We start from the raw sequence: 24,654 nt of genomic DNA on the forward strand, positions 1-24,654 counted from the left end.
GGTGCGCAGCTGGGCGCACAGGCTCAGCCGCGCGCCTGCTCCACGCCCTCGGACATGCCCCCGTGCTCGCCGTCGCCCTCGGCAGGCCTCGCGCCGTCGCCGTCGCGCGCCGCACACAGCCCGAACACCGCCTCGACGCCCGCCGCGAACGCCCCCAGCTCGCCGTCCGCCGCGAGCTCGCGCGCGCGGATCGACGGCGTGTGCAGCAGCACGCCGACGAGGTGGCGCAGCGCCGCCTCGGTGCGGGCGGCCTCGTGCTCGTCGTGCGCCCGACGCCGGGCGCGCACGAGCTCGGACTCCAGCAGCTCCTCCACGTGCCGCCGCAGCGCGACGACGGCCGGCGCCGCGTCCACGTCCGCGACGTAGCGCACGACGGCGTCGCGCACGTTGGCGAGCTCCTCGCCGTCGCGCTCCACGCCGCCGCCGAGGCCGGGCACGTCCGCGTGCCGCGCGATGGTGGCCAGGTCCAGCAGCTCGACGCCGGGCAGCTCGCCCACCGCGGGGTCGACGTTGCGCGGCAGCCCCAGGTCGATCACGAGCAGCCGGCGAGCCGGGACGTCGCGCAGGCCGAGCGCCGTGCGCGACGTGCAGGTGAGGACGAGGTCGGCCTCAGTCACGGCGTCGGCCAGCGCACCCGCGGCGGGGGCAAGCCCGTGGCGCAGCGCGAACGCCTCGGCCCGGCCGGTGCCCGACCACACCGCGACCCGTAGCGCGCCGCGCTCGCCGAGCGCGCGCACGGCGGTGCGGGCGTGCGCCCCCGTCCCGACGAGCAGGACGCGGGTGGCGCGCCAGTCGGCGATCCGGCTCGCCGCGAGGTCAAGCGCCAGGTGGACCACGGACGCGTCCGGCTGCGCCGGGGCGTGGCTGCGGACCTCGCGCGAGGTCCGGATCGCGCGCTGGAACACCTGGTCCAGCGCCGGGGTGGTGGCGCCGAGTCGGCGCGCCTCGTCGTACGCGCGGGAGACCTGGCCGGTGATCTCGCTCTCGCCCAGGACGAGCGAGTCGAGCCCGGAGGCGACGGCGAACAGGTGGTGCACGGCGTCGCCGTCGGTGCGGGCGCGCACGCCGTGGCCGAGGTCGGGCAGGCCCGAGCGCTGGGCGAGGGCGCGCACGATGTGGGTCGCGGCCTCGTCGGCGTGCTCCGCGGGGACGTCGAGGTAGGCCTCGAGCCGATTGCAGGTGGAGACCACGACGGCGCCGCTCACCTCGTCCCGCGCCAGCGTGCTCTCCACGAGCTCGCGTCGGGACAGACCGGCGACGGCGGCGGTCGCCCGCTCGAGGACGTCGAACCCCGCGGAGGCGTGGGTGAGCGACAGAGCCAGGAGCACGGGCGTCATGCTACGACCGGTTCGACGGCCGCCCCAACGAGGGTGACCTCACCTGGCGGCGACGTGACGGGGAGCGAACGTGCAGGTCACGGCGATATGACGAGGCGTCAGCACGCCGCCCGCGCCCCCCTGGGTCGCGTGCACGCGGCGCCGGCACCCCACGTCACGACAGCCCGTCAGTACGTCCTGACACGCGTCCGGGGAGTGTCAGGATGAACAGGTGACCCTGTCTCCCACGCACCCGCTGGTCGACGGCCGCACCAGCGACGCGGCCCTGGTCCGCGCGTACCGAGGCAGCCTGGCGCCGCACGTCCCGGTCTGGTTCATGCGGCAGGCCGGCCGCTCGCTGCCGGAGTACCGCGAGCTGCGCGCGGGCGGGGACATGCTCGCCGCATGCCTCGACCCGGCAACGGCGAGCGAGATCACGCTGCAGCCGGTGCGTCGCCACGGCGTGGATGCCGCCATCTTCTTCTCCGACATCGTCGTGCCGGTGCTGCTCGCCGGCGTCGACGTGCGCATCGTGCCCGGCCGCGGCCCGGTCCTGGGCACCCCCGTCCGGACACCGCGCGACATCGCCGACCTGCCCGAGCTGGACCCGGCCGACCTCGCCCCGGTGCGGGACGCCGTCGCGCGCACGGTCGAGGCGCTCGGTGCCACGCCGCTCATCGCGTTCGCAGGAGCGCCGTTCACGCTCGCGTCCTACCTCGTGGAGGGTGGGCCGTCCAAGGACCAGCTGCGCGCCCGCGCGCTCGCGGTCGCCGACCCCGAGGCGTTCGACGCGCTCCTGTCCTGGTGCGCCCGGACCTCGGGCGCGTTCCTCCGCGCCCAGGTCGAGGCCGGGGCCTCGGCGGCGCAGGTGTTCGACTCGTGGGCCGGCTCGCTGTCGCGGGAGTCCTGGCGCACCCGGGTCGCCCGGCACACCGCCCGGACTTTCGCCGCGCTCGACGGCCTGGACGTGCCCACCGTCCACTTCGGCACCGGGACCGGCCCGATCCTCGACCTGCTGCCGCACTACGGCGCCGGCGTCGTCGGTGTGGACTGGCGGACCCCGCTGGACGACGCCGCGCGCGCGGTTCCCGGCTGGCCGCTCCAGGGCAACGTCGACCCCGCGGTGCTCGGCGCGCCCTGGCCGGTGATCGAGGCTCACGTCCTCGACGTGCTGGAGCGCGGCCGCGCCGCCTCCGCGCACGTGCTCAACCTCGGCCACGGCGTGCCGCCCGAGACCGACCCGGACGTGCTCACGCGGATCGTCGCGCTCGTCCACGAGGTCACGGCCACCGGGGCGAGCACCGGCGAGGACGCGCGATGACCGCAGAGGTCGTCACGGTCGTCGGCGGGGGGATCGCCGGCCTCGTCGTGGCGCGCGACCTCGCCGTGGCCGGTGTGCCGGTCATCCTGCGCGAGGCCTCGCCGCGCCTGGGCGGGCAGATCGAGCAGGTCGAGCTCGCGGGCCGCCTGCTCGACATTGGTGCCGAGTCGTTCGCCACCCGCGGCGGCACGGTCGCGGCGCTCCTGGCCGACCTCGGGCTCGACGGCGAGGTCACTCCGCCCCTGGACTCCCCGGCGTGGGTGCACCGCGCCGACGGCACGGCGTGCGCCCTGCCCGCCACGGCCGTCCTCGGCATCCCGAGCCGGCCGCTCGCGCGCGACGTCGTGCGCGCCATCGGCTCGGTCGCCGCGGTCCGCGCGGCGTGCGACGCCGTCCTCCCGCGCAGGAGCCGCCGCCTGCCCGACCCCACGCTCGGCGCGGTGGTCCGCGCCCGGATGGGCGACGCCGTCGTGCGCGGTCTGGTCGACCCGGTGGTCCGCGGGGTGTACTCCACCGGCGCCGACGACCTCGCGCTGGCGACCGCCTCGCCGCCGCTCGCGTCCGCCCTCACCCGCACCCGGCGGCTCGCCGTGGCCGCTCGTCAGGTGCGCGCGGCCGCCCCAGCCGGCTCGCAGGTCGCCTGCGTGCGGGGTGGCCTGGGCGCGGTCGTGGCCGCGCTCGCCGCCGACGCGCGCGCCCACGGCGCCGCGCTGCGCACCGACGACCCGGTCACCGCCGGTGAGCTCGCCGAGATCCGCGTGGCCGGTCCCGTGGTCGTGGCCGCCGTGGGCCTCGCCTCGACCGCGACGACGAGCCGCACGCTCACCGTCGTCGCGGCGGCCGTCGAGGGCCTCACGGGCGCCCCCCGCGGCACCGGCGTGCTCGTCGCGCCGGACGCGCCCGGGGTCACCGCCCGCGCGCTCACGCACTCCAGCGTCAAGTGGCCCTGGCTCGCGGGCGACGCCGCGCTGGTCCGGCTGTCCTACGACGCCCCGCCCACGGACGGCGACGTCGAGCGTGACGTCCGGCTGCTCTCCGGCGCGCCCGAGGCGCGCGTGCTCGCCGTCGTGCGTCGCACGTGGACACGCACGATCGCCGTGGGGGCGCCACCCGAGCAGGCGCACGACGGCGCCGCTCACCTCGTCGGGGAGGCCTCGGGCCGCACGGGTCTCGCCGCGATCGTGGCTCACGCGCGCAGCGTCGCCGCGAGCCTCGCCGGCACCACGACGGACACGGCGAGCGGCCCGACGACCGCCACCACGAGCGGCACCACGAGCGGCACCACACCCAGCCTTGTCACCAGTCCCCACCAGGAAGGACGGTCATGACGGAGTCGACCCTCCCCGAACCGACCACCCCCGGCAGCTCGGCCCGCGACACCGCCGCGCCCGCCGACCCGATGCCGACGTACGGCGACGGCCCCGGCACCGCCGTCGAGTCCGGCGCCCCGGACCGCCTCGGCTACGCGCTGTGGGCCGTGTTCGGCCGACGCGGCAGCCACGGCGTGGACGCTGCGCTCGCCGACGTCGCCCTGCCCGACGGCGTCACGCTGCGCGGCACCTACGACGTCTCGGGCCTGCGCGCCGACGCCGACCTGCTCGTGTGGCTGACCGGAGCGGACGCCGCGGACCTGCAGGCCGCGCTGCGCGTGATGCGCCGGCTCGAGCCGTTCGCGTCCATGGCCCCGGTCTGGAACGCCCTCGGCGTGCACCGCGACGCCGAGTTCACGCGCAACCACTCCCCGGCCTACATGCGCGGCCTGCCGCCCAAGGAGTGGCTCACCGTCTACCCGTTCGTGCGCAGCTACGAGTGGTACGTGCTGCCCGAGGAGGAGCGCCGCGGCATGCTCGCGCAGCACGGCCGCAAGGGCTCGGAGTACCCGCAGGTGCAGACCAACACGGTCGCGAGCTTCGCGCTCGGCGACTACGAGTGGCTCCTCGCCCTCGAGGCCGAGGACCCCGTGCACCTCGTGGACCTCATGCGCCACCTGCGCGCCACCGAGGCGCGGCGCCACGTGCGCGAGGAGCTCCCCTTCTTCACCGGTCGGCTCCTGCGGGTCGACGAGATCGAGGAGGTCGTCTCATGACCACGGTCACCCACCACGACGGCGCCAGCCCGGCCGGAGGCCGCGATGACGCGGGCCGCCCCGCCGTCGTGCCGTACGCCTCGCCCGCGGCCGCCGCCGGTCCGGAGCACGTCGAGGAGCCCGTCGCCTACGACGCGATCCTGCTCGCCGGCTTCGGCGGACCCGAGGGGCAGGACGACGTCATCCCCTTCCTGCGCAACGTCACGCGCGGGCGCGGGATCCCGGACGAGCGCCTCGAGGAGGTGGCCCACCACTACCGCCACTTCGGCGGGGTGAGCCCGATCAACGAGCACAACCGCCAGCTGCGTGCCGCGCTGCAGGCCGAGCTCGACGCCCGCGGCCTGGACCTGCCCGTCTACTGGGGCAACCGGAACTGGGCGCCCTACCTCGAGGAGGCCGTGCGCGAGGCCGCCGACGCGGGGGACACCCGCCTCATCGCGATCGCGACGAGCGCGTACTCGAGCTTCTCCTCCTGCCGCCAGTACCGCGAGGACTTCGCGCGCGTGCTCGAGGCGACCGGCCTGGGCGAGAGCGTCACCATCGACAAGGTGCGCCCGTTCTTCGACCACCCCGGCTTCGTGCACGCGTTCGTCGCCGGTGTGCGTGACGCAGTGCTCGATCTCACCACGGGCGAGGACGCCGTGCCGGTCGAGGCGGTGCGGGTGCTGTTCGCGACCCACTCGATCCCGACGGCGGACGCCCTCCGGTCCGGACCCGCCGACCTCAACGAGCGGCTCGGCCACGGCGACGGCGGCTCCTACGCCGCGCAGCACCGCGCGGTCGCGGCGTACGTGGTGGAGCAGGTCACCGCGGCGACCGGGCTGGAGCCGGGGTGGGACCTCGTCTACCAGTCCCGCTCCGGGCCCCCGAGCCAGCCGTGGCTCGAGCCCGACGTCAACGACCGGATCGCCGAGCTGCCCGGCGAGGGCGTGCGCGCCGTCGTCATCGTGCCGCTCGGGTTCGTCTCGGACCACATGGAGGTCATGTGGGACCTGGACGAGGAGGCCATGGAGACGGCCGCCGAGCACGGCCTGCGGGCCGTGCGCACGCCGACCCCGGGCGTCGACCCGGTCTACGTGAGCGGCCTGGTCGACCTCGTCCTCGAGCGCGTGCACGGCACGCCGACGGCCGAGCGGCCCGCGGTGACCGAGCTCGGGCCGTGGTTCGACGTGTGCCGGCCGGGGTGCTGCGAGAACGTGCGGGCGGGGTTCAAGCCGGCCGCCGCCGGGCTGGCCCCGTGACGCTGCGCGTCGGCACCCGGGGGAGCGCGCTCGCGCTCGCCCAGACCCGAGCGCTCCTGGCGGACGTGCCCGACGTCGAGCTCGTCACCGTGACCAGTCACGGCGACCGCTCGACGGCGAGCCTCGCCTCCCTCGGCGGCACCGGCGTGTTCGTCACCGCGCTGCGCGACGCGCTGCTCGCGGGCGACGTCGACGCCGTCGTGCACTCCTGCAAGGACCTGCCGACGGCGCCGCACGAGGAGGTCGAGCTCCTCGCGCTGCCCGCGCGGGCGGACGCCCGCGACGTCCTCGTCGGCGCGGGTGACGCCCGGCTGGCGGACCTGCCGGTCGGCGCGCGCGTGGGCACCGGCTCCCCGCGGCGTCGGGCCCAGCTGCTGCGCGCGCGGCCGGACCTGGACGTCGCCGACATCCGCGGCAACGTCGACACCCGGTTGCGCCGCGTGCAGGACCCGCGCACCCCGGAGGAGCGCCTGGACGCCGTCGTGCTCGCGGCAGCCGGGCTGGACCGCCTCGGCCGCCTCGGCGAGGCGAGCGAGCTGCTCGACCTCGTGGCGTGGCCGACGGCGCCCGCCCAGGGCGCGCTCGCCGTCGAGGTCCGCCGCGACGCGCCGCCCGCGGTGCGCGACGCCGTCGCGGCCCTCGACGACCCGGCGACCCGGCGCGCGGCCACGGCCGAGCGCATCGTGCTGCGGCTCCTCGAGGCCGGGTGCGCCGCACCCCTCGGCGTCTCGGTCACGGGCGGCGAGCTCGTCGCCGAGGCGTACGCGCTCGACGGAGCACGCGCGGTCCGCGCGACGGCGCCACTGGGCGCGGCGGGCGCGGGGAATGCGCCGGCGGCTGACGGCGTCGCCGTCGGGGAGGCCGACCCCGAGTCCGTGGCGCGCGACGTCGTCGCGGCGCTCCTGCGCGACGGTGCGGCGGGGCTGCTCTCGTGACCGGCGCCACGCCCGGCGGCGAGCTCGCGGACGAGCCCGACGGCCGGCCCGACGACGAGCCGACGGGCGACGGCGTGTGGGGCCGGACCGTGCTGCTCACGCGCGACGCCGAGCGTGGTCGCGCGTTCGCGACCCAGGTGCGGGCGCGCGGGGGCTACCCGCTGCTCGACCCGCTGCAGACCTACGGACCACCGGCGAGCCCGCAGGCGCTCGCCGTCGCCGTCGCCCGCCTCGCCGCGGGCGAGCTGGACTGGCTCGTGCTCACCAGCGCCCGCGCGGTCGACGCCCTCGTCGAGGCCGCCGGCTCGGCCAGTGTGGACGTGGGCGGGGCGCGCGTTGCCGCGGTGGGGGCGGCAACGGCGGCCCGGGCGACGGCGGCGGGGATGGCGGTCGAGCTCGTGCCCGAGCGCGCCTCCGCCGCCGGCCTGCTCGCCGCGTGGCCCGTGGGCGGGGAGGGTGAGCGCGTGCTCCTGCCGCTGTCGGCACTCGCACCCGACACGCTCGTGGCCGGCCTGTCGGCGTTCGGGCTCGTGCCCGAGCGCGTCGAGGCCTACTCCGTGCAGCCGCAGGAGCCGTGCGTCGCGCTCGAGGCCGCACTCGCGAGCGGCGCGCTCCTGGGCGCCGTCGTGACGTCCGGGTCGACCGCGCGTCGCCTCGCCGACATCACCCTCGGCCGCGACCGCGCGCCCGTCCCGGTCGTCGTCGCGATCGGCGACACGACGGCGCAGCACGCGCGCGACGCGGGGCTGACCGTCGCCGCGGTCGCCCCGCAGCCCGACGCGTTCACGCTCGTGATGACGCTCGCCGACGCGCTCGACGAAGCGCTCGAGGGCATCCCCGCGCCTGCGCACCCCGACACCGCGCACCCCGACACCGCGCACCCCGACACCCCCTCACCGGAGGCCTCGTGACCACCGTCCGACCCCGGCGCCTGCGCGCCACCCCCGCGCTGCGCGCGCTCGTCGCCGAGACCCGGCTGCACCCCGAGCGGCTCGTGCTCCCGCTGTTCGTGCGCGAGGGTCTCACCCAGCCGCACCCCATCGCGTCCATGCCCGGCGTGCAGCAGCACACCCTCGACTCGCTCCGGGCGGCGGCGGCCGAGGCCGCGGAAGCGGGCGTCCGCGGCGTCATGCTCTTCGGCGTGCCCGCGCACCGCGACGCCGTCGGCTCCGCGGCCGACGCCGCGGACGGAATCCTCAACGTCGCCACGGCCGCGGTGGCCGCCGAGGTCGGGGACGCGCTCGTCGTGCAGACCGACCTGTGCCTGGACGAGTTCACCGACCACGGGCACTGCGGCGTGCTCGACGGCGCGGGCCGGGTGGACAACGACGCCACCCTGGAGCGCTACACCGCGATGGCGCTGGCTCAGGCCGAGGCGGGATCGGCCCTGCTCGGCCTGAGCGGCATGATGGACGGCCAGGTCGCGGCCGTGCGCGCCGCGCTCGACGACGCGGGCCGCTCCGACGTCGCGCTGCTGGCCTACTCCGCGAAGTACGCGTCCGCGTTCTACGGACCGTTCCGCGACGCCGTCGACTCCGCGCTCACCGGCGACCGGCGCACCTACCAGCTCGACCCGGGCAACGGGCGAGAGGGGCTGCGCGAGGCCGCGCTCGACGTCGCCGAGGGTGCCGACGTCGTCATGGTGAAGCCCGCGTCGCACTACCTCGACGTGCTCGCGGCGGTCGCCGCCGCGAGCCCGGTGCCGGTCTGGGCGTACCAGGTGAGCGGCGAGTACGCGATGGTCGAGGCCGCGGCGGCGCACGGCTGGCTCGACCGCGAACGCGCGGTCACCGAGTCGCTCGTCGCGATCCACCGCGCGGGCGCCGACGTCGTGCTCACCTACTGGGCGACCGAGGTCGCCCGGTGGCTGCGATGACGCGCGGGAGGAGCAACGAGGCCGAGTTCGCGCGGGCGCGCCACGCGATCCCGGGCGGCGTGGACTCCCCGGTCCGGGCCTACGGCTCGGTCGGGGGCACGCCCCGGTTCCTCGTGCGTGCCCGCGGTGCCTCGGTCTGGGACGTCGAGGGCCGCGAGTACACCGACCTGGTCTGCTCCTGGGGACCGGCGCTGCTCGGCCACGCGCACCCCGAGGTGGTCGCCGCCGTCCAGCAGGCGGCCGCGGACGGGCTCTCGTTCGGGGCGCCGACACCGGGGGAGACGCTGCTCGCGGAGGAGATCCGCGCCCGCGTCCCGGGCGCGGAGAAGGTGCGTCTCGTGTCCACCGGTACCGAGGCGACGATGACCGCGCTGCGGCTGGCCCGCGGTGCGACCGGGCGGCCGCTGGTCGTGAAGTTCGCCGGTCACTACCACGGGCACTCCGACGGCCTCCTCGCGCAGGCCGGCTCCGGCGTCGCGACCCAGGGCCTGCCGGGCTCGGCGGGCGTGCCGGAGCCGATCGCCGCGCAGACCCTCGTGCTGCCCTACAACGACCTCGCCGCCCTGGCGACGGCGTTCGCGGCGCACCCGGGCCGGATCGCGGCCGTCATCACCGAGGCCGCCGGCGCGAACGCCGGCGTGCTGCGGCCCGATCCCGGCTTCAACGCCGCGCTGGCCCGGATCTGTCACGAGAACGGCACGCTGCTCGTGCTCGACGAGGTGCTCACCGGGTTCCGCGTCGGACCGGCCGGCTGGTGGGGCCTCGACGAGACGCCGTTCACGCCGGACCTCGTGACGTTCGGCAAGGTCGTCGGCGGCGGGATGCCGCTGGCCGCGCTCGGCGGCCGGCCCGAGCTCATGGACCTGCTCGCCCCGCTCGGGCCCGTCTACCAGGCGGGCACCCTGAGCGGGAACCCGCTCGCGGTGGCCGCCGGGCTCGCGACCCTGCGCCTGGCCGACGCCACGGTGTACGCCCACGTCGATCGCGCTGCCGGCGTCGTGGCCGACGCCGTGGAGCGCGAGCTCGCCGCGGCCGGCGTCGCCGCGGTGGTCCCGAGGGCGGGCAACCTGTTCTCGATCGCGTTCCGGACCGGCACGGTGCGGGACTACGACGACGCCCGCGACCAGGAGGACTGGCGCTACCCGCCGTTCTTCGCCGCGATGCTCGAGCAGGGCGTCAGCCTGCCGCCGAGCGTGTACGAGGCCTGGTTCCTCTCTTCAGCGCACGACGACGCGGCGCTGGACCGCATCCTGCGCGCGCTGCCCGCAGCGGCAAGTGCGGCGGCCGCGGCCACGCCGCCGCCGCAGCACTGAGCGCGCACCGTCCTCGGGGCACGGTGGTGCCCGGCGGTGCACGCGGATGCACCTCACCGCGAGGCGCGCGCCCCGAACTTCCAGTATCCGCAGAACGACACGTGCTCCTTCGGCACGCCCCGGGCCACCACGTCTCGTCGCGCGCCGGTCGCCAGCGCCTGCTCGCCGATCGCGAACACGTACGGCACGCCGTCGGGCAGGGTCGCCGAGCCGAGCGCCGCGAGCGCCGCGACGCCCGGCCGCGCGTGCGCGTCGGTGCGCACCACGAGCTGCACGGTGACGCCGTCGGGCGCCCCGAGGTCCTGGGCGTCCTCGGCGCTCGGCAGCTCGAGGATCACCGTGCCGCGTGCGTCCCGGGGCAGGTCGCGGCAGATCCCGGCGACGGCCGGCAGCCCGGACTCGTCGCTCACCACGAGGACGGAGTCGGTGTCCGCGGGCGGGTTCCACATCCGGCCCTCGTCGAGCACGGCCGCGGGATCGCCGGGCTCGGCGTGCACGGCCCACGAGGCGAACGAGGCCTCGGTGGGGGAGACCTCGCCGTGCACCACGACGTCCACGTCGAGCTCGTCGCCGCGCAGCTCGCGGACCGTGTAGTTGCGCAGGAGGGGCCGCACGGACTCCGGGAGCGTCACGTACCGGACGTAGGAGACGAGGCCGACGTCCTTGAGCAGGTGCAGCTCGGTCTGGCCCGGGCGGCGCACGAGGGCCCGGAACCACTGGTCGAAGCCGAGCGGGGCGATCTCACCCGCCCCGCCGAGCGTCACGCGCTGCACGTGCGGGCTGATCCGTTCGCTGCCCGTCACGGTGAGGGGGACGACGCGCGCGGTGTCGGGCTTGACCGGGTCGATGCGAAGGCGAGTCATGAAGGTGAGCCTAACCTCATCGCCGCCACGGTTCCGGGGGGATCCCGCACGAACGGACCTAGCATCTCCTCGTGCACTACTACCGCTGTCCGCAGTGCTCCGGCCTCACCTACTCCGACTCCCTCGCGTGTCCCTCGTGCGGCACGGAGATCGGGATCCACCCGCCGTCGCAGCGTGTCCTCCCGGTCCTGCCCGACGGCGTGGAGCGCGACGGGACGCGCTGGGTCGCGTGCGGCAACCGCGACCAGCGCTGCAACTGGCTCGTCGACACGGCCTCGGGGGACGCGCGGTGCACCGCCTGCCGGATGACCCGGCGCAGCCCCGAGCCCGACGACACCCTCGCGATCGCGAAGCTCGCGCGGGTCGCGAAGGACAAGCGGCGCCTGCTGCTCCACCTCGCCAGCCTGGGCCTGCCGATCACCCCGTGGTACGAGCAGCAAGGTGGCCTCGGCTTCGACCTGCTGTCCTCCCGCTCGGGCAACGGCCCGGTCCGGATCGGGCACGCGGGCGGGATCATCACGATCGACCTCGCCGAGTCCCTGGACGACCACCGGGAGCGGCTGCGGGTCTCCCTCGGCGAGCCGTACCGCACGATGCTCGGGCACTTCCGGCACGAGTCGGGGCACTACTACCAGCGCGTGCTCGTGGAGACGACCGACTGGATCGGGGAGTGCCGCGAGCTCTTCGGCGACGAGCGTGTCTCCTACGCCGACGCCATCTCGCGGCACTACAGCCAGGGCGCGCCGCAGGGCTGGGTCCAGGGCTACATCTCCGAGTACGCGACCATGCACCCGTGGGAGGACTTCGCGGAGACGTGGGCCCACTACCTGCACATCACGGACACCCTCGGCGTGCTCGCAGAGGCGGGCGTCGAGCTGCTCGCCGACCGGCATCCGGACCTCCTGCCGCGCGACATCACGCCGCGCACGAGCTACCACGGTCGCGAGGCGCGCGAGATGCTGCAGGACTGGTACTGGTGCTCCAAGCTGCTCAACCGCGCGAACCAGGCGATGGGCAAGGGCGACCTCTACCCGTTCGGGATCGTCGCCGCCGTCGCCCGCAAGCTCGACTTCGTCCACCGCGTCGTCCAGGACGCCTCCGCCGGTTCGGCCGCCTCGGCCGCGCCCGACGGCGAGCACGAGCCGGTCGCGGCGCCCGCCTCCGCGGGGGGTGCGGCATGACGCGGCAGCCGTCGAGGTGGGAGGCGATCGTCGCCGCCAACCCGGCGCACTCGACGTGGTACGTCGAGCGGTTCCGCACCATGCGGGAGCAGGGCGCGGACCTCGACGGCGAGGCGCGCCTCGTCGACGCGATGCTCGCCCGCGGCTCGCGCGTGCTCGACGCCGGCGCGGGGACCGGCCGGGTCGGCGGGGCGCTGCACGCGCGCGGGCACACGGTGGTCGGCGTCGACGTCGACCCGATGCTCGTCGCCGAGGCCGAGGCGGTCTACCCCGGCCCGACGTGGCTGCAGGGCGACCTGACGACCCTCGACCTGCCGGCGCGGGGGATCGCGGAGCCGTTCGACGCCGTCGTGCTGGCCGGGAACGTCATGACGTTCCTCGCCCCGGGCAGCCACGCCGAGACCCTGGCCGCGCTCGCGCGCCACCTCGCCCCCAAGGGGCGGATCGTGCTCGGGTTCGGGACCGCGCGGGACTACGACGTCGCCCAGCTCGCCGAGGACGTCGCCGCCGCGGGCCTCGTGGAGGACCTCCGACTCGGGACGTGGGACCTGCGGCCGTGGACGCCGGATTCCTCGTTCGTCGTGGCGGTGCTGCGCGCGGCGGACGCTCGGGCGCGGACCGCCTAGCCTGAGCGGCATGGCCTACCCGCAGGACGTGCTGGCGCCGGACGAGCGCGTGGTGGTCCACGAGCACCCGCACTGGAAGGCGCTGCTGCTCCCGGCGCTGACCGCGGTGCTCGTCACGGCGGTCGGGGTCGGGTCGTGGTGGGCGGTGCTGCGCACCGACCCGGACGAGCCGTGGCCCACGGTGACCGGAGTCGCCGTCGGGGTGATCTGGACGACCCTGTTCGTCTGGCTCTTCATCGCGCCGCTCGTGCGCTGGGGGACCACGCACTTCGTGATCACGGACCGCCGCGTCATGTACCGCACAGGCGTGCTCACCCGCAGCGGCATCGACATCCCGCTCAGCCGGATCAACAGCGTGCAGTTCCGGCACGGGTTCGTCGACCGGATGCTGCGCACCGGCACGCTCGTCATCGAGTCGGCGTCGGAGGACCCGCTGGAGTTCGACGACATCCCGCGCGTCGAGCGCGTGCACGCGCTGCTCTACCACGAGGTCTACGACACCCTGGGGGAGGAGGAGGCGGGGCGCTGAGCCGGCACCCCCTCCGCCACCAGCGCAGCGCCTGCGCTCGTCCCAGCACTCTCGGCCGGCCTCGGCTCGACCCCCGACGCACCCCGGCGCCCGGGCGCGAACACCACGCGCCGCTGCACCACGAAGGACGCCACCCACAGCGCGAGGTCGGTCGCCGGCTTCGCGACCACGAGAGGCAGCCCGATGTGCTCGAGCGCCCGGATGCCCACGTAGCCCGCGGCCAGCAGCACGACGGCGAGGCCTACGTACCGCAGCACCTGGCCGCGCAGCGCCGCTCGCCCGCGCGCGGCGCCAGGGAACACGGCTCGCCGGTTGAGCGCGAAGTTCACCGACGCGCTCGCGAGCCGCGCTCCCACGACGGCGAGCACGAGGCTCCCGGTGGCCGCCTCGAGCAGGAGCACGCCCGCCAGGTCGACCGCGGCGGCCAGGAGCGAGGACGCCGCGAACAGCAGCAGCGGTGCGAGCACGCGGACGGAGTCCACGAGCGGGCGAAAGTGCGAGGAGGCGTTGTGGTCGAGGTACACCGTGGCGATCGGCACCTCGACGACCGGTCCGCCCCGGCCCGCCGCCTCGAGCAGCACGCGCAGCTCGTAGGCGAACCGCTCACCCGGCACCCGCAGGAGCCACGGCACCGAACGGGCGCCGAACCCCCGCAGGCCGGTCTGCGTGTCGCCGATCCGCCGTCCGGTCGCGAGCGCGACGAGTCCGGTCATCGCGCGGTTGCCGATCCGGGAGCGCAGCGGCACCCGGCCCGTGAAGGCCCGCGAGCCGAGCACGAGCACGTCCCGCTCGCCGTCGGCCAGCCGCCGGGCGACCTCGTCGGCGACGGCGGCGACGTCGCCCGGGCGGTGCTGGCCGTCGCAGTCGGCGCACACCACGACGACGTCGTCCCGTCCGCGGGTCAGCTCGGCGATCCACGCCATCCCGGTGCGCAGCGCCGCCGCCTTGCCGCGGTTGCGCGGGTGGTGCAGCACGCTCGCGCCGAGGCGCGCCGCGGCGTCGAACACGCGCTGGTACCGCTCGCCCGAGCCGTCGTCGACCACCGCGAGTCCCGCCCCGGGCAGCTCCCGGCGCAGGGCACCGAGCAGCTCCACGAGCCGGTGGTCGGGCTGGTAGGCGGGGACGAGCACCCACGTCGTGACCATCTCACTCGTCCGATCCGGAGGTGGTGGCCGTGACGTAGAGGATGTCCGACGTCGCGCGCTCGCCGTCGTTCGACGGCGTGTTGACCACGTCGTAGTCGGAGTCCACGAGGGTGGAGGACCCGCCGCCGTCGAGGTTGTAGGCCACGGTGGCGCCCAGGCTCTGCATGATCTCGGCGAGCTCGGTGAGCGTGACCCCGGCGCTGGTGTCGGAGCGCCCGTCGACCACCACGAGCACGTAGTGGTTGGCCGAGATCATGCCGATCGCCGTGCGCGGCTGGTCGCCCTGGATGGAGTGGTTGCCGACGTTCGTGTCGACCTCGACCTGGTCGATGCCGGAGACGATCTCGCCGTCGTCCACGAGCGCGGGACCGAACGACAGCGTCTGCCACGCGCCGTCGGCGATCAGCTCCTCGCCGCTGGTGGTCGTCTCGTCGTAGATCGCCATCGTGCCGTCGGAGTAGATGACGGCTCCGGTGCGGGCGGGGGAGTCGCGGTAGAGCACCCCGTTGCGGATGACGATGCCGGTGTCGCGGAAGCCGTAGTAGTCGCCGTTGATCGCGACGAGCGCGCCGGCGTCGCTCGCGATGTCGGAGGGGTCCTCGGTGATGTTCTCGCCGAACGCGTTCTGCGCGAAGGCGGCCCGCAGCTGGGTGATGTCGGAGACGACCACGTCGGCCACGTAGTACGTGGCGGCGTCGTCGCCGGAGCCGTACGTGCCCTGGGTGATGGTGATCTGAGGCTCGGTCGCCGCGGAGGCGTCGCTCGCCGTCGTGCCCTCGTCCGAGGCGGTGCCCGACGTCGAGCCCGCCGTCGCGTCGGACGTCGCCTCCGCGGTGGCGTCCGCCGCCGCATCGGCGTCGCTGGTGGCGTCGCTGCTCGCGCGCTGCGCCTCCTCGTACGCGGCGACGTCGGAGATCTCGACGTGCTCGATGACGAACCGGTTGAGCGCCCACGCGGTCGCGCCGCCGAGGCTGAGCGCGACGGTGAGGCTCGCGGCGAGGATCGCGCGGCGCACCCGACGGCGTCGGGCGAGGCTGCGGCGCGGCGCGCGGGCCGGCTGCTCGGCTGCGGTGGTCTCGGCCGGCTCGGCGGGCTGGGTCGGCCCGGCCGGCTCGGGCTCGGAGCGGTCCGGCGGGACGTCGTCGGGGGAGCGGAGGTCGGGGTTCATGCCTCCGAGTTCTACGGACCGCCTCCGTGCCCGCCCTCAGGTGGTGCTGTGGCTGCCCTGTGGGTCGAGCACCCCGCGGTTGGCGAGCGCGTCGGCGCGCGTGTTGCCGGGGTCGCCGGCGTGCCCCTTGACCCAGACCCAGCGCACGTCGTGCCGCGCGACCTCCACGTCGAGCGCCTGCCACAGGTCGGCGTTCTTCACCGGCTGCTTGGCCGCGGTGCGCCAGCCGTTGCGCTTCCAGCCGACGATCCAGCTGGACATCCCCTGCATGACGTAGGTCGAGTCCACGTGCAGCACCACGCGGCACGGTCGGCGCAGCGCCCGCAGCGCCTCGATGACCGCGGTGAGCTCCATGCGGTTGTTCGTGGTCGGGTTCTCCCCGCCCCACAGCTCCTTCTCGTGCGACCCCGCACGCAGCAGCGCACCCCACCCGCCGGGGCCCGGGTTGCCCTTGCACGCCCCGTCGGTCCAGGCCTCGACGAGGTCGCCCTCGTCGGTCGCGTCGGCGCGGTCGGGAGGTGCGGCGTCGGTCACGTTCCCACCCTAGGTGAGGGCCGGCGGCCCCTAGGCTTGCCGCCATGAGCGACCACGGTCTCGACCTTGCCACCGCCCGCATGCGTGACGCCGAGGTCCCCGACCTCGCCATCGCCACCTTCGCCCGCCTTTACCGCCAGCTCGAGTCGGGCGCCACCGGCCTCATCCGCGAGGCCGACGTCGAGCCCCTGCGCGACATCGACCGCCAGGCCGACCTCGCCGCCGACCCCGAGGCGGAGTCCGCCGCCCTCGCCCAGACCGTCGTCATCAAGCTCAACGGCGGGCTCGGCACGTCGATGGGCCTCGAGGCCGCGAAGTCCCTCCTGCCCGTGCGCGACGGCGCCACCTTCCTCGACCTCATCGCTCGCCAGGTCCTCGCGGCCCGCGAGCAGCACGGCGCGCGCCTGCCGCTCGTGCTCATGAACTCGTTCCGTACCCGCGAGGACTCCCTGGCGGCGCTCGCCGCCTACCCCGACCTCGCCGTCGACGGCGTGCCCGCCGACTTCGTGCAGAACCGCGAGCCGAAGCTCGTGGCCGACACGCTCGAGCCCGTCACCTGGGAGAAGGACCCGAGCCTGGAGTGGTGCCCGCCCGGGCACGGCGACATCTACACGGCGCTGCAGACCTCGGGCGTGCTGGACACGCTCCTGGAGCAGGGCTTCCGGTACGCGACCGTGTCGAACGCGGACAACCTCGGCGCCGTCCCGGACGCCGCGATCGCCGCGTGGTTCGCGGGCTCGGGTGCGCCGTACGCGGCCGAGCTGGTCGCGAAGTCGGACGCGGATGTCAAGGGCGGCCAGCTCGTGGTGCGCAAGGCGGACGGCCAGATCATCCAGCGCGAGACCGCGCAGACCTACCCCGAGGAGCTGGAGGTGGCCAACGACCGGCACGTGCACCCGTACTTCCACGCCAACAACCTGTGGTTCGACCTCGTCCAGGTGAAGGCGCTGCTCGCCGAGCACGACGGCGTGATGCCCCTCCCGCTCATCCGCAACCTCAAGACGGTCGACCCGAGCGACAAGACCTCCACCAAGGTCGTGCAGCTCGAGACCGCGATGGGTGCGGCCGTGAACGTGTTCCCGGGCGCGAAGGTCATCGAGGTCGAGCGCGCGCGGTTCCTGCCGGTCAAGACCACGAACGACCTGCTGCTGCTGCGCTCGGACGCCTACGAGCTGACCGACGCCTCGCACCTCGTGGCGCGCCGGCCGGCTCCGCTCATCTCGCTGGACGACCACTACAAGCTCATCGCCGACTTCGAGGCGCGACTGGGCGACGGCGTGCCCTCGATCCTCGAGGCCGACTCGCTCACGGTGCGGGGTGACTGGACGTTCGAGGAGGGCGTGCGCGCCGTCGGGGACGCCGTGCTCGCGGCCGACGACGACGCGCCGCACACCGTGCCGAGCGGCTCGACGATCACCGCGGACGGGCTGGCCTGACGGGCGGGCGGTCCGGGACGACGGCGGCGCCGTGACGCACGCGCCGGACCATCCGCGCGTCTCGGGCTACGCCGTCGTGGTGCACGACGGCGCGGTGCTGCTCGCCGGGCTCACCGGCGAGCAGCGCTGGACGCTGCCCGGGGGCGGCGTCGACTTCGGCGAGCACCCCGCGCAGGCGGCCGTGCGTGAGGTGCGCGAGGAGACCGGGCTCGACATCGAGCTCGGCGAGCTCCTCGGGATCGACTCGCTCGTGGTACGCGTGGCCGGCGGCGACGAGTCGGGCGTCGAGCCGGTGCACGGGCTCCGCATCGTGTACCGCGGCCGGCTGCTCGGCGGGACGCCGCGCGACGAGGTCCAGGGCTCGACCGACCGCGCCGCGTGGCACCCGCTCGAGACGGTGGGCTCGCTCCCGCTCGTCGAGCTCGTCCGGACGGCGCTCGGCTGGACGGGCGACCTGCGGCCCTGAGTCAGTCGTGCCTCAGTGCGGGTCGGGCGCGCTCCGCAGCACGTCGGCGATGTCCTCCTCCGGCCGCGGCGGGATCGTCTCGTCGTCCTCGAGGACGTGCAGGTCCAGCTCCGGCACCTGCAGGTGCGGCAGCACCTCGTGCTCGAACAGCTCGATGCCCGACGTGTCGTACGCGGCCTCGGGGAAGTAGAAGATGCCGTAGGTCATGCCGCGCTGGACCATGCCCTGCAGGCGCTCGACGATCTGCTCGGGCGTCCCGAACGCGAGCGAGCCGCGGTACCCGGCGATCTGGTCGGCGGTCCGCTCCGCGCCGAGGTGGGGCAGCAGCCGCTCCTCGAGCACGCGCAGCCGCTCCTCCGCCTCGTCCTGCGTGGCGCCGATCGCCACGTTGTAGTTGGCGCTGCGGGTGATCGCGCCGAAGTCGGTGCCGAGCTCGCGGCAGTGCTCGGCGAGCACCTCGGACTTGTGCGTGAACCCGTCGGGGGAGCCGTCGAAGTTGGTGTACTGCGCGTACTGGGCCGCGATCCGCAGCGTGACCTTCTCCCCGCCGCCGGCGATCCACAGCGGGATGCCGCCTTCCTGCAGGGGGAGGGGGCGGACGATCGCGCCGTCGACCTGGTAGTGCTCCCCGGCGAGCGTCGCCACCCCGGTGCGCCACGCCTGGGACATGATCTCCACGCCCTCGCGCAGCATGCCGAGCCGCACGCCCGCGCGCGGGAAGCCGTACCCGTAGGCGCGCCACTCGTGCTCGTACCAGCCGCCGCCGATGCCCATCTCGACCCGACCGCCGCTCACGGCGTCGACCGTCGCGGCGACCTTCGCGAGGTAGGCGGGGTTGCGGTACGCCATGCACGTGCACATCTGGCCGAGCCGCACGCGGTCGGTCGCCGCGGCCAGGGCCGCCGTGAGCGTCCACGCCTCGTGCGTGGCCTCCTCGCTGGGCACCGGGGTGGTGTGGAAGTGGTCGTAGACCCACACCGACTCCCACGCGCCGGCGTCGGCACGCCGGGCCAGGTCGCGGATGGTGCGCCAGTGCTCCGCCGGCGGGATCCCCACCAGGTCGAAGCGCCAGCCCTGGGGAACGAACAGTCCTGCCCTCATCGCCATACGCACGGACCCTACGCCTGACGTCCACGCGTTGCCGACTCGTCCCGCGTCCCGACGGCGGGGACGAGGTCAGCCCCGGGTAACCTGCACGAGTGAGCGAGAGCGGGACGGTGTGGCAGCGCCCCGACGCCTCCATGACCCTCCTGCGCGAGGTGACCGACCACCCGCTGGACCCGGCCTACGAGGAGGCGGCTCGCCGTCGGGAGATCTCCGGGGCCCCGCACCGGACCTGGCTGACCCAAGCCGTGGTGTTCCTGCTCGCCGTCGCGCTTGGCCTCGGCCTCGTCGCCGCGACGCAGGTGCTGCGTGCGCCGCAGTCCGTCCGCAACCAGGCGCGCGACGTGCTGATCGAGCAGATCACCGACCGGCAGACCCGGCAGACCGAGCTGATGGCCGCCAACGCCGACCTCTCCCAGCAGGTGCGGGACCTCACGGCGGAGCAGCTGACGGCGTCCGACCCCGCCATGACCGAGCAGCTCCAGCGGCTCGCACTGGCCTCCGGCGTCGAGGCCGTCTCCGGTCCCGCCTACGTGGTCACCCTCTCCGACTCCGCGCAGGCGCAGGAGGACCCGACGACCTACCCCGAGGAGCTCGTGCAGGCGCTCGACCTCCAGGTGGTCGTCAACGCGTTGTGGCAGGCCGGGGCGGAGGCCGTCGGCGTGAACGGGGTCCGGGTGAGCGCGTCGGGGGCGATTCGCGGCGCGGGCTCGGCGCTGTTCGTCGACCTCGTCCCGGTGAGCTCGCCCTACGAGGTGGTCGCCATCGGCCCGGTCGACGCGATGCGCAGCGCGATGGCCCGCTCCTCGGCCTCGACGCACCTCGCACTGCTGCGCGACCGGTACCACATCGGCGTCGGTACCGGCACGCGCCAGGAGGAGTGGCTGCCCGGCGTGCGCACCACGCAGCCCCGGTTCGCCACGGTCGTGCCCGATCCGGCCGACGACACCGGCGACACGGGGCAGACTGGGCAGACTGGAACGTCGGGCGGCACGCCCACCACCGAAGGGGGAGCGCAGTGATTGCGGTCATCGGCCTGGCGCTCGGCATCGTCGTGGGCCTCGTGGTCTCCCCGGACGTGCCTCCCGCCCTGCAGCCCTACCTCCCGATCGCCGTCGTGGCCGCGCTCGACGCCCTCTTCGGCGGCGTGCGCGCCCAGCTCGAGGGGAAGTTCAACGACCGGGTGTTCATCACGTCGTTCCTCTCGAACGTCCTCGTCGCCGCGCTGCTCGTCTTCCTCGGTGACCAGCTCGGCGTCGGCTCGCAGCTGAGCACGGCGGTCATCGTGGTGCTCGGTATCCGCATCTTCTCCAACGCCGCCTCCATCCGGCGCCTCATCTTCAAGGCGTAGCGACATGACGGACGAGCGCCACGGGCGTCATCGCCAGAGCGCCGAGGGTGAGCCGGAGTCGGACGTCGCGCCCGACGGCGAACCCACCCGCGCGGCCGCGTCGCCTGCCGCGTCGGCCGGCTCCGCCGGGGTGCCCGCCGGCGAACCGGCCGAGGCGACGTCGCTCGCCGAGGCGAGCTCGCCGTCGTCCACCGCGCCCGACGGCGAACCCGCCACCGCGTCCACGTCGCCGCCGGCCCGCCCGCCGTGGGGCGCCCGGTCGCACCTCCTGGTCGCCGTGCTGTGCGCGGCGCTCGGTTTCGCGCTCGTGGTGCAGGTCCGTCAGACGCACTCGGACTCGCTCGCGCTGCTGCGCCAGGACGACCTGGTCCGCCTCCTGGACGAGATCACCGAGCGCAACGACCAGCTCGAGCAGGAGCAGGCGCAGCTGGTGCTCGACCGGAACGACCTCGAGTCCGGCGTGAGTGCCGCCGAGGTGGCCGCGCGCAACGCCGAGGTCCAGGCGATCCTCGCGGGCACGGTGCCGGTGCAGGGTCCCGGCGTCGAGATCACGGTGCGGGTGGACGAGGGGACGCGCGTGCCGGCGTCGTCGTGGGTCAACCTCATCGAGGAGCTGCGCAACGCGGGTGCCGAGGCGATCGAGATCGACGACGTGCGAGTGGGTGCCTCGACGTGGGTCGGCGACACCGACGAGGGCACCGTGGTCGACGGGCAGCTCATCGACTCACCCGTGCTCGTGCGGGCGATCGGAGACCCGCAGACGCTCGAGGTCGCGCTGGAGATTCCCGGCGGCGCCCTCCCGACGCTGCGGTCCAACGACGCTCGCACCGACGTCACGCGCGAGGACGAGCTGGAGATCCTGTCGGTGCGGACCCTGCGAGATCCCCAGGTGGCCACGCCGGCCCCTGACCCGTCGCCCAGTTCGGGATAGGGTTGACCCCCTCAGGACGTGCAGGAGAAGGGGATCGGGGATGAGCGGCGACGAGGGGCTGTACCCGCCCGCCGAGGACGGCAGCACGACGGCGCACCTTCCGCCGGTCTCCGACGGCACGGAGCCGCCGGTCGTCTCCTCCGCGCTGCCCACGCCCCAGGCCGCGATCGACGCCCTCCCGCCCTCGAGCGCTCTGCTCGTCGTGCAGCACGGCCCCAACACCGGGGCGCGGTTCCTCCTCGACGCGGACGTGACGTCCGCCGGGCGGGACACGCGCTCGGAGATCTTCCTCGACGACGTCACGGTCTCCCGCCGCCACGCGGAGTTCCGTCGCACGTCCGACGGCTTCGACGTGCGCGACGTGGGCTCGCTGAACGGCACGTACGTCAACCGGGTGCGGATCGAGTCGCTCGAGCTGCGCGCGGGCGACGAGGTCCAGATCGGAAAGTACCGGCTCACCTTCCACCCGAGCCCCAACCGCGCGCCGGGCGCTTCGTGACGCGCGCGGCACGCTCGCAGGCCGACCAGGTGCACGCCGAACCCGCCCGCCCGCAGCAGCGGCCGAGCGTCGAGGACGAGGCGCCGCGCCACCTGGCCGCGCTCGCCACGGAGCCGTGGCCGCGCGGAGTATCGCGTCGGGCCACGATGAGCATCGGCGCGGTGCTGGGCATTCTGAAGAACGAGTTCCCGGCCGTCAGCCTCTCGAAGATCCGCTTCCTGGAGAACCAGGGCCTCGTGCAGCCCCAGCGCACCCCGGCCGGCTACCGGATGTTCTCCGACGCCGACGTGGAGCGCCTGCGGTTCGCCCTCGCGGCCCAGCGTGACTCGTTCATGCCGCTGCGCGTGATCGGCGAGCGCCTCGCCGAGCTCGACGCCGGCCTCGAGGAGGCGTCCGTGACCGCCGCGCACGCGACCACGACGAGCGCACGACTGCGCCCTGCTGAGCTCGCCGAGCTCGCGGGCGTCAGCACGGAGCACCTCGCCGAGCTCACCTCCGCCGGGCTCGTCGGCCTGGACGCCGGGGGGCGCTACCCGGCGCACAGCGTGGCCGTGGTCCAGCTCGCCGCCGAGCTCGGCCGCCAGGGCGTGGACCTGCGCCACCTGCGCCAGATGCGCAGCGCCGCGGACCGGCAGGTCGACGTCGTCGCCCAGCTCACCGCGCCGCTGCGCGGTCGGCCGAACAGCCCGCAGGACTCCCGGCAGCGCGAGCGTGCACTCGAGGCGGCCGACGAGCTCTCCGGCCTGCTGAGCCGCCTGCACAGCGCGCTCGTGTCCTCGGGCGTCGAGCGGCTCTTCTAGGCCCACCGGTGGACGCCGAGCTGCGCCGGCTGGCCGTCTTCGGGGTGCACGTGGACTCCGAGGTCGGCGAGGTCATGCTGCTGCTCGTGCTCGACGAGCCGAGCACGGGCGAGGAGGAGCTCGTCGTCCCTGTGTCGATCGGACCACGCGAGGGCGCGGCGATCGCCTCGGTCCAGGCGGGTATCGCGCCTCCGCGGCCGCAGACCCACGACCTCGCGCTCGACCTCCTGCACGCGGCGGGCGGCAGCCTGCTGCGGGTCGAGATCGTCAAGCTGCTCGGCGGCGTGTTCTTCGCCGAGCTCGTGCTCGGCAGCGGCAGACGGGTCGATGCGCGCACCTCGGACGCCGTCGCCCTGGCGCTGCGCGCGAGCGTGCCGATCCTGTGCCACCCGGGCGTGCTCGACGCGGCCGGCGTGCAGGGCGGACCGTGGATCGCTGCGCGCGTGGACAGCGAGGGCGAGCTGGCGGAGTTCCGCGAGTTCCTCGAGAGCGTCGAGCCCGAGGACTTCGACGACCAGGACTCCTGACGTGCGGGACCGGCTGGTTCGGTCGGGCCCGGCAGGCGAGTGGTTCGACAAATGTCTCACCCTGTGCTTGAGGGTGAGACATGCCGTAGCGAAACCCGCTTCGGCGTGTCGGGGCGACGTGCGTTGACCCGGCTCCGACCCGTCCCTAGGTTGACTACGATGGATCGACGGCCACGGGGCGAACGCCCGTGAGGTGGCACGACCGGGAGGAGCCTCGGGTGGCGAGCAGCAAGGCAGGTGCGGTCCCGTCGCACCAGATCTCGCAGGGCCTGCTGTTCGGCGAGGAGCTTCCTGACCTCGACGCCAACACCGGCTACCGCGGCCACACGGCATGCCGTGCCGCCGGCATCACCTACCGCCAGCTCGACTACTGGGCCCGCACCGGGCTCGTCGAGCCGAGCGTGCGCCCCGCCACCGGCTCGGGCACGCAGCGGCTGTACTCCTTCCGCGACATCCTCGTGCTCAAGGTCGTCAAGCGGCTGCTCGACACGGGCGTCTCGCTCCAGCAGATCCGCCAGGCGGTCGAGCACCTGCGCGAGCGCGGGGTCGAGGACCTCGCCCGGATCACGCTGATGAGCGACGGCGCCTCGGTGTACGAGTGCACCTCCGCGGACGAGGTGTTCGACCTCGTCCAGGGCGGCCAGGGGGTCTTCGGCATCGCCGTCGGCCGCGTGTGGCGCGAGGTCGAGGCGACCATCGCCACCTTCCCCGTCGAGGCGGCGGAGGAGAACCAGGTGGCCGAGCCCGAGGTGCACCCCGGCGACGAGCTCGCGCACCGTCGCGCGGCGAAGCGCCAGGTCGGCTGAGCCCGAGGCGGCTCTCGGCGCTCTCGTCTCTCAGTCCTCGCAGAGCTTGCGCATGGTGCGCACGTTGCGCGTGGTCGTGACCAGCCTTGTCTTCGCCGTCACCTTCGACACGGGCGTGACCAGCGACGACCCCTTCGGGCACCACCAGTAGACGAGCCGGTCGCCGAGCTCGACCGCCTCCTGCGCGGGGTCGTCCCCGACGACGGCGGCCATCGCCTCGTGCAGCGCCCGCGCCGCGGGTTCGTCCTCGGTGAGCACGAGGTAGGCGTGGTGCGTGGTCGCGTCCGCGTCGTACGGGCAGCGCCCGACGGCGTCGCGCACCTCCTCCTGGGTCCGCACGAGGAGCGGCACGTCCCTCCCGAACCGCTCGCCGACCGCCGCCTCGGCACGGGTACGCACCGTCGATGCCGCGGATCCAGACGCCCCGCCGGTCGCGGTGACGAGGGCGTTGCCGCTCGCGAGCACCGTGCGGACGTCGTCGAAGCCCGCGTCGGCCAGGCAGGCCTTGAGATCGGCTGACCGGATCGTCACGCCGCCGACGTTGACACCGCGCAGCAGCAGGGCCCAGCGCGTGCTCGTCATCCTTGCTCCCCCCTCGTG

The 24,654-nt window shown here is 74.9% G+C and carries 27 protein-coding genes; 20 read left to right on the forward strand and 7 right to left on the reverse strand.

What is annotated here, in order from left to right; all coding sequences use genetic code 11:
• Positions 1 to 23: 23 nt before the first annotated feature.
• Positions 24 to 1,328, reverse strand: a complete 1,305-nt coding sequence (locus AC3AQ1_RS00510) for a glutamyl-tRNA reductase (protein WP_159096309.1) — start codon at positions 1,326 to 1,328, stop codon at positions 24 to 26.
• A 220-nt stretch (positions 1,329 to 1,548) separates the two neighbouring features.
• Between AC3AQ1_RS00510 and hemE the strand changes: the two genes are divergently transcribed.
• The 8 genes from hemE to AC3AQ1_RS00550 all read left to right on the forward strand — a co-directional run bounded on the left by hemE (position 1,549) and on the right by AC3AQ1_RS00550 (position 10,088).
• On the forward strand, positions 1,549 to 2,637 hold the full coding sequence (hemE, locus tag AC3AQ1_RS00515; protein ID WP_108717385.1) for a uroporphyrinogen decarboxylase: 1,089 nt from the start codon (positions 1,549 to 1,551) through the stop codon (positions 2,635 to 2,637).
• Entirely contained in the window at positions 2,634 to 3,965 is a 1,332-nt protein-coding gene (locus AC3AQ1_RS00520) for a protoporphyrinogen/coproporphyrinogen oxidase (RefSeq protein ID WP_108717386.1), read from the forward strand. Before hemE ends, AC3AQ1_RS00520 begins: the two co-directional genes overlap by 4 nt.
• Before the next feature lie 71 nt (positions 3,966 to 4,036).
• Positions 4,037 to 4,723, forward strand: a complete 687-nt coding sequence (hemQ, locus tag AC3AQ1_RS00525) for a hydrogen peroxide-dependent heme synthase (RefSeq protein WP_108719857.1) — start codon at positions 4,037 to 4,039, stop codon at positions 4,721 to 4,723.
• Positions 4,720 to 5,964 (forward strand): ferrochelatase, encoded by a 1,245-nt coding sequence (locus AC3AQ1_RS00530; RefSeq protein ID WP_108717387.1) that lies wholly within the window; start codon positions 4,720 to 4,722, stop codon positions 5,962 to 5,964. The genes hemQ and AC3AQ1_RS00530 overlap by 4 nt, the downstream gene beginning before the upstream one ends.
• Positions 5,961 to 6,899 carry a hydroxymethylbilane synthase gene (gene hemC / locus AC3AQ1_RS00535; RefSeq protein WP_108717388.1) on the forward strand — a complete coding sequence of 313 codons (939 nt, stop codon included), beginning with the start codon at positions 5,961 to 5,963 and terminating at the stop codon, positions 6,897 to 6,899. The genes AC3AQ1_RS00530 and hemC overlap by 4 nt, the downstream gene beginning before the upstream one ends.
• The gene (locus tag AC3AQ1_RS00540; protein ID WP_108717389.1) at positions 6,896 to 7,810 is read left to right on the forward strand and encodes a uroporphyrinogen-III synthase; all 915 of its coding nucleotides are present in this window, start codon (positions 6,896 to 6,898) and stop codon (positions 7,808 to 7,810) included. Before hemC ends, AC3AQ1_RS00540 begins: the two co-directional genes overlap by 4 nt.
• Positions 7,807 to 8,775 carry a porphobilinogen synthase gene (gene hemB, locus AC3AQ1_RS00545; RefSeq protein ID WP_108717390.1) on the forward strand — a complete coding sequence of 323 codons (969 nt, stop codon included), beginning with the start codon at positions 7,807 to 7,809 and terminating at the stop codon, positions 8,773 to 8,775. The genes AC3AQ1_RS00540 and hemB overlap by 4 nt, the downstream gene beginning before the upstream one ends.
• Complete coding sequence (locus AC3AQ1_RS00550) at positions 8,772 to 10,088, forward strand: glutamate-1-semialdehyde 2,1-aminomutase (RefSeq protein WP_108719858.1); 1,317 nt, start codon at positions 8,772 to 8,774, stop codon at positions 10,086 to 10,088. Before hemB ends, AC3AQ1_RS00550 begins: the two co-directional genes overlap by 4 nt.
• A 53-nt stretch (positions 10,089 to 10,141) precedes the next feature.
• On the opposite strand, the gene AC3AQ1_RS00555 is transcribed toward AC3AQ1_RS00550, so the two are convergent.
• Complete coding sequence (locus AC3AQ1_RS00555; RefSeq protein WP_108717391.1) at positions 10,142 to 10,951, reverse strand: siderophore-interacting protein; 810 nt, start codon at positions 10,949 to 10,951, stop codon at positions 10,142 to 10,144.
• Positions 10,952 to 11,022: 71 nt separating this feature from the next.
• Here AC3AQ1_RS00555 and AC3AQ1_RS00560 point away from each other — a divergent pair, with 71 nt between their 5' ends.
• From AC3AQ1_RS00560 to AC3AQ1_RS00570, 3 genes are read left to right on the forward strand one after another with little or no spacing between them, the layout of a single operon-like run.
• Positions 11,023 to 12,132: a zinc-binding metallopeptidase family protein gene (locus tag AC3AQ1_RS00560; RefSeq protein ID WP_108717392.1), complete on the forward strand. Its 1,110-nt coding sequence runs from the start codon at positions 11,023 to 11,025 to the stop codon at positions 12,130 to 12,132.
• The gene (locus AC3AQ1_RS00565; RefSeq protein WP_108717393.1) at positions 12,129 to 12,758 is read left to right on the forward strand and encodes a class I SAM-dependent methyltransferase; all 630 of its coding nucleotides are present in this window, start codon (positions 12,129 to 12,131) and stop codon (positions 12,756 to 12,758) included. Before AC3AQ1_RS00560 ends, AC3AQ1_RS00565 begins: the two co-directional genes overlap by 4 nt.
• A 10-nt stretch (positions 12,759 to 12,768) precedes the next feature.
• The gene (locus tag AC3AQ1_RS00570) at positions 12,769 to 13,287 is read left to right on the forward strand and encodes a PH domain-containing protein (RefSeq protein WP_108717394.1); all 519 of its coding nucleotides are present in this window, start codon (positions 12,769 to 12,771) and stop codon (positions 13,285 to 13,287) included.
• Here AC3AQ1_RS00570 and AC3AQ1_RS00575 read toward each other — a convergent pair.
• From AC3AQ1_RS00575 to rnhA, 3 genes are read right to left on the reverse strand one after another with little or no spacing between them, the layout of a single operon-like run.
• Positions 13,251 to 14,432 carry a bifunctional glycosyltransferase family 2/GtrA family protein gene (locus AC3AQ1_RS00575; protein WP_108717395.1) on the reverse strand — a complete coding sequence of 394 codons (1,182 nt, stop codon included), beginning with the start codon at positions 14,430 to 14,432 and terminating at the stop codon, positions 13,251 to 13,253. The genes AC3AQ1_RS00570 and AC3AQ1_RS00575 overlap by 37 nt on opposite strands.
• A gap of 1 nt (position 14,433) precedes the next feature.
• Complete coding sequence (locus AC3AQ1_RS00580) at positions 14,434 to 15,600, reverse strand: phosphodiester glycosidase family protein (protein ID WP_108717396.1); 1,167 nt, start codon at positions 15,598 to 15,600, stop codon at positions 14,434 to 14,436.
• A gap of 36 nt (positions 15,601 to 15,636) precedes the next feature.
• Positions 15,637 to 16,134, reverse strand: a complete 498-nt coding sequence (gene rnhA / locus AC3AQ1_RS00585) for a ribonuclease HI (RefSeq protein ID WP_108717397.1) — start codon at positions 16,132 to 16,134, stop codon at positions 15,637 to 15,639.
• A 44-nt stretch (positions 16,135 to 16,178) separates the two neighbouring features.
• Here rnhA and AC3AQ1_RS00590 point away from each other — a divergent pair, with 44 nt between their 5' ends.
• Both AC3AQ1_RS00590 and AC3AQ1_RS00595 read left to right on the forward strand, forming a co-directional pair.
• Positions 16,179 to 17,570 (forward strand): UTP--glucose-1-phosphate uridylyltransferase, encoded by a 1,392-nt coding sequence (locus tag AC3AQ1_RS00590; protein WP_108717398.1) that lies wholly within the window; start codon positions 16,179 to 16,181, stop codon positions 17,568 to 17,570.
• Between the two features lie 31 nt (positions 17,571 to 17,601).
• Complete coding sequence (locus AC3AQ1_RS00595) at positions 17,602 to 18,036, forward strand: NUDIX hydrolase (RefSeq protein ID WP_108717399.1); 435 nt, start codon at positions 17,602 to 17,604, stop codon at positions 18,034 to 18,036.
• 12 nt (positions 18,037 to 18,048) lie between these two features.
• On the opposite strand, the gene AC3AQ1_RS00600 is transcribed toward AC3AQ1_RS00595, so the two are convergent.
• Positions 18,049 to 19,137 carry a TIGR03560 family F420-dependent LLM class oxidoreductase gene (locus AC3AQ1_RS00600; protein WP_108719859.1) on the reverse strand — a complete coding sequence of 363 codons (1,089 nt, stop codon included), beginning with the start codon at positions 19,135 to 19,137 and terminating at the stop codon, positions 18,049 to 18,051.
• 98 nt (positions 19,138 to 19,235) lie between these two features.
• Here AC3AQ1_RS00600 and AC3AQ1_RS00605 point away from each other — a divergent pair, with 98 nt between their 5' ends.
• From AC3AQ1_RS00605 to AC3AQ1_RS00635, 7 genes are all read left to right on the forward strand, one after another.
• Positions 19,236 to 20,162 carry a DUF881 domain-containing protein gene (locus AC3AQ1_RS00605; RefSeq protein ID WP_108717400.1) on the forward strand — a complete coding sequence of 309 codons (927 nt, stop codon included), beginning with the start codon at positions 19,236 to 19,238 and terminating at the stop codon, positions 20,160 to 20,162.
• A complete protein-coding gene (locus tag AC3AQ1_RS00610) occupies positions 20,159 to 20,491 on the forward strand; it encodes a small basic family protein (protein WP_108717401.1) in 333 nt (110 codons plus the stop codon). The genes AC3AQ1_RS00605 and AC3AQ1_RS00610 overlap by 4 nt, the downstream gene beginning before the upstream one ends.
• 4 nt (positions 20,492 to 20,495) lie before the next feature.
• Complete coding sequence (locus AC3AQ1_RS00615; RefSeq protein WP_108717402.1) at positions 20,496 to 21,422, forward strand: DUF881 domain-containing protein; 927 nt, start codon at positions 20,496 to 20,498, stop codon at positions 21,420 to 21,422.
• Between the two features lie 40 nt (positions 21,423 to 21,462).
• Complete coding sequence (locus AC3AQ1_RS00620) at positions 21,463 to 21,921, forward strand: FHA domain-containing protein (RefSeq protein ID WP_108717403.1); 459 nt, start codon at positions 21,463 to 21,465, stop codon at positions 21,919 to 21,921.
• A complete protein-coding gene (gene ftsR / locus AC3AQ1_RS00625) occupies positions 21,918 to 22,721 on the forward strand; it encodes a transcriptional regulator FtsR (RefSeq protein ID WP_234417615.1) in 804 nt (267 codons plus the stop codon). Before AC3AQ1_RS00620 ends, ftsR begins: the two co-directional genes overlap by 4 nt.
• A gap of 8 nt (positions 22,722 to 22,729) precedes the next feature.
• Positions 22,730 to 23,248, forward strand: a complete 519-nt coding sequence (locus AC3AQ1_RS00630) for a bifunctional nuclease family protein (RefSeq protein WP_234417617.1) — start codon at positions 22,730 to 22,732, stop codon at positions 23,246 to 23,248.
• 218 nt (positions 23,249 to 23,466) lie between these two features.
• A complete protein-coding gene (locus AC3AQ1_RS00635) occupies positions 23,467 to 24,054 on the forward strand; it encodes a MerR family transcriptional regulator (RefSeq protein WP_108717404.1) in 588 nt (195 codons plus the stop codon).
• Positions 24,055 to 24,084: 30 nt separating this feature from the next.
• Here the strand turns inward: AC3AQ1_RS00635 and AC3AQ1_RS00640 are convergent, their stop codons facing one another.
• Positions 24,085 to 24,636, reverse strand: a complete 552-nt coding sequence (locus tag AC3AQ1_RS00640) for a DUF1697 domain-containing protein (RefSeq protein ID WP_108717405.1) — start codon at positions 24,634 to 24,636, stop codon at positions 24,085 to 24,087.
• Positions 24,637 to 24,654: the final 18 nt, after the last annotated feature.

This window comes from Miniimonas sp. S16, assembly GCF_057748195.1.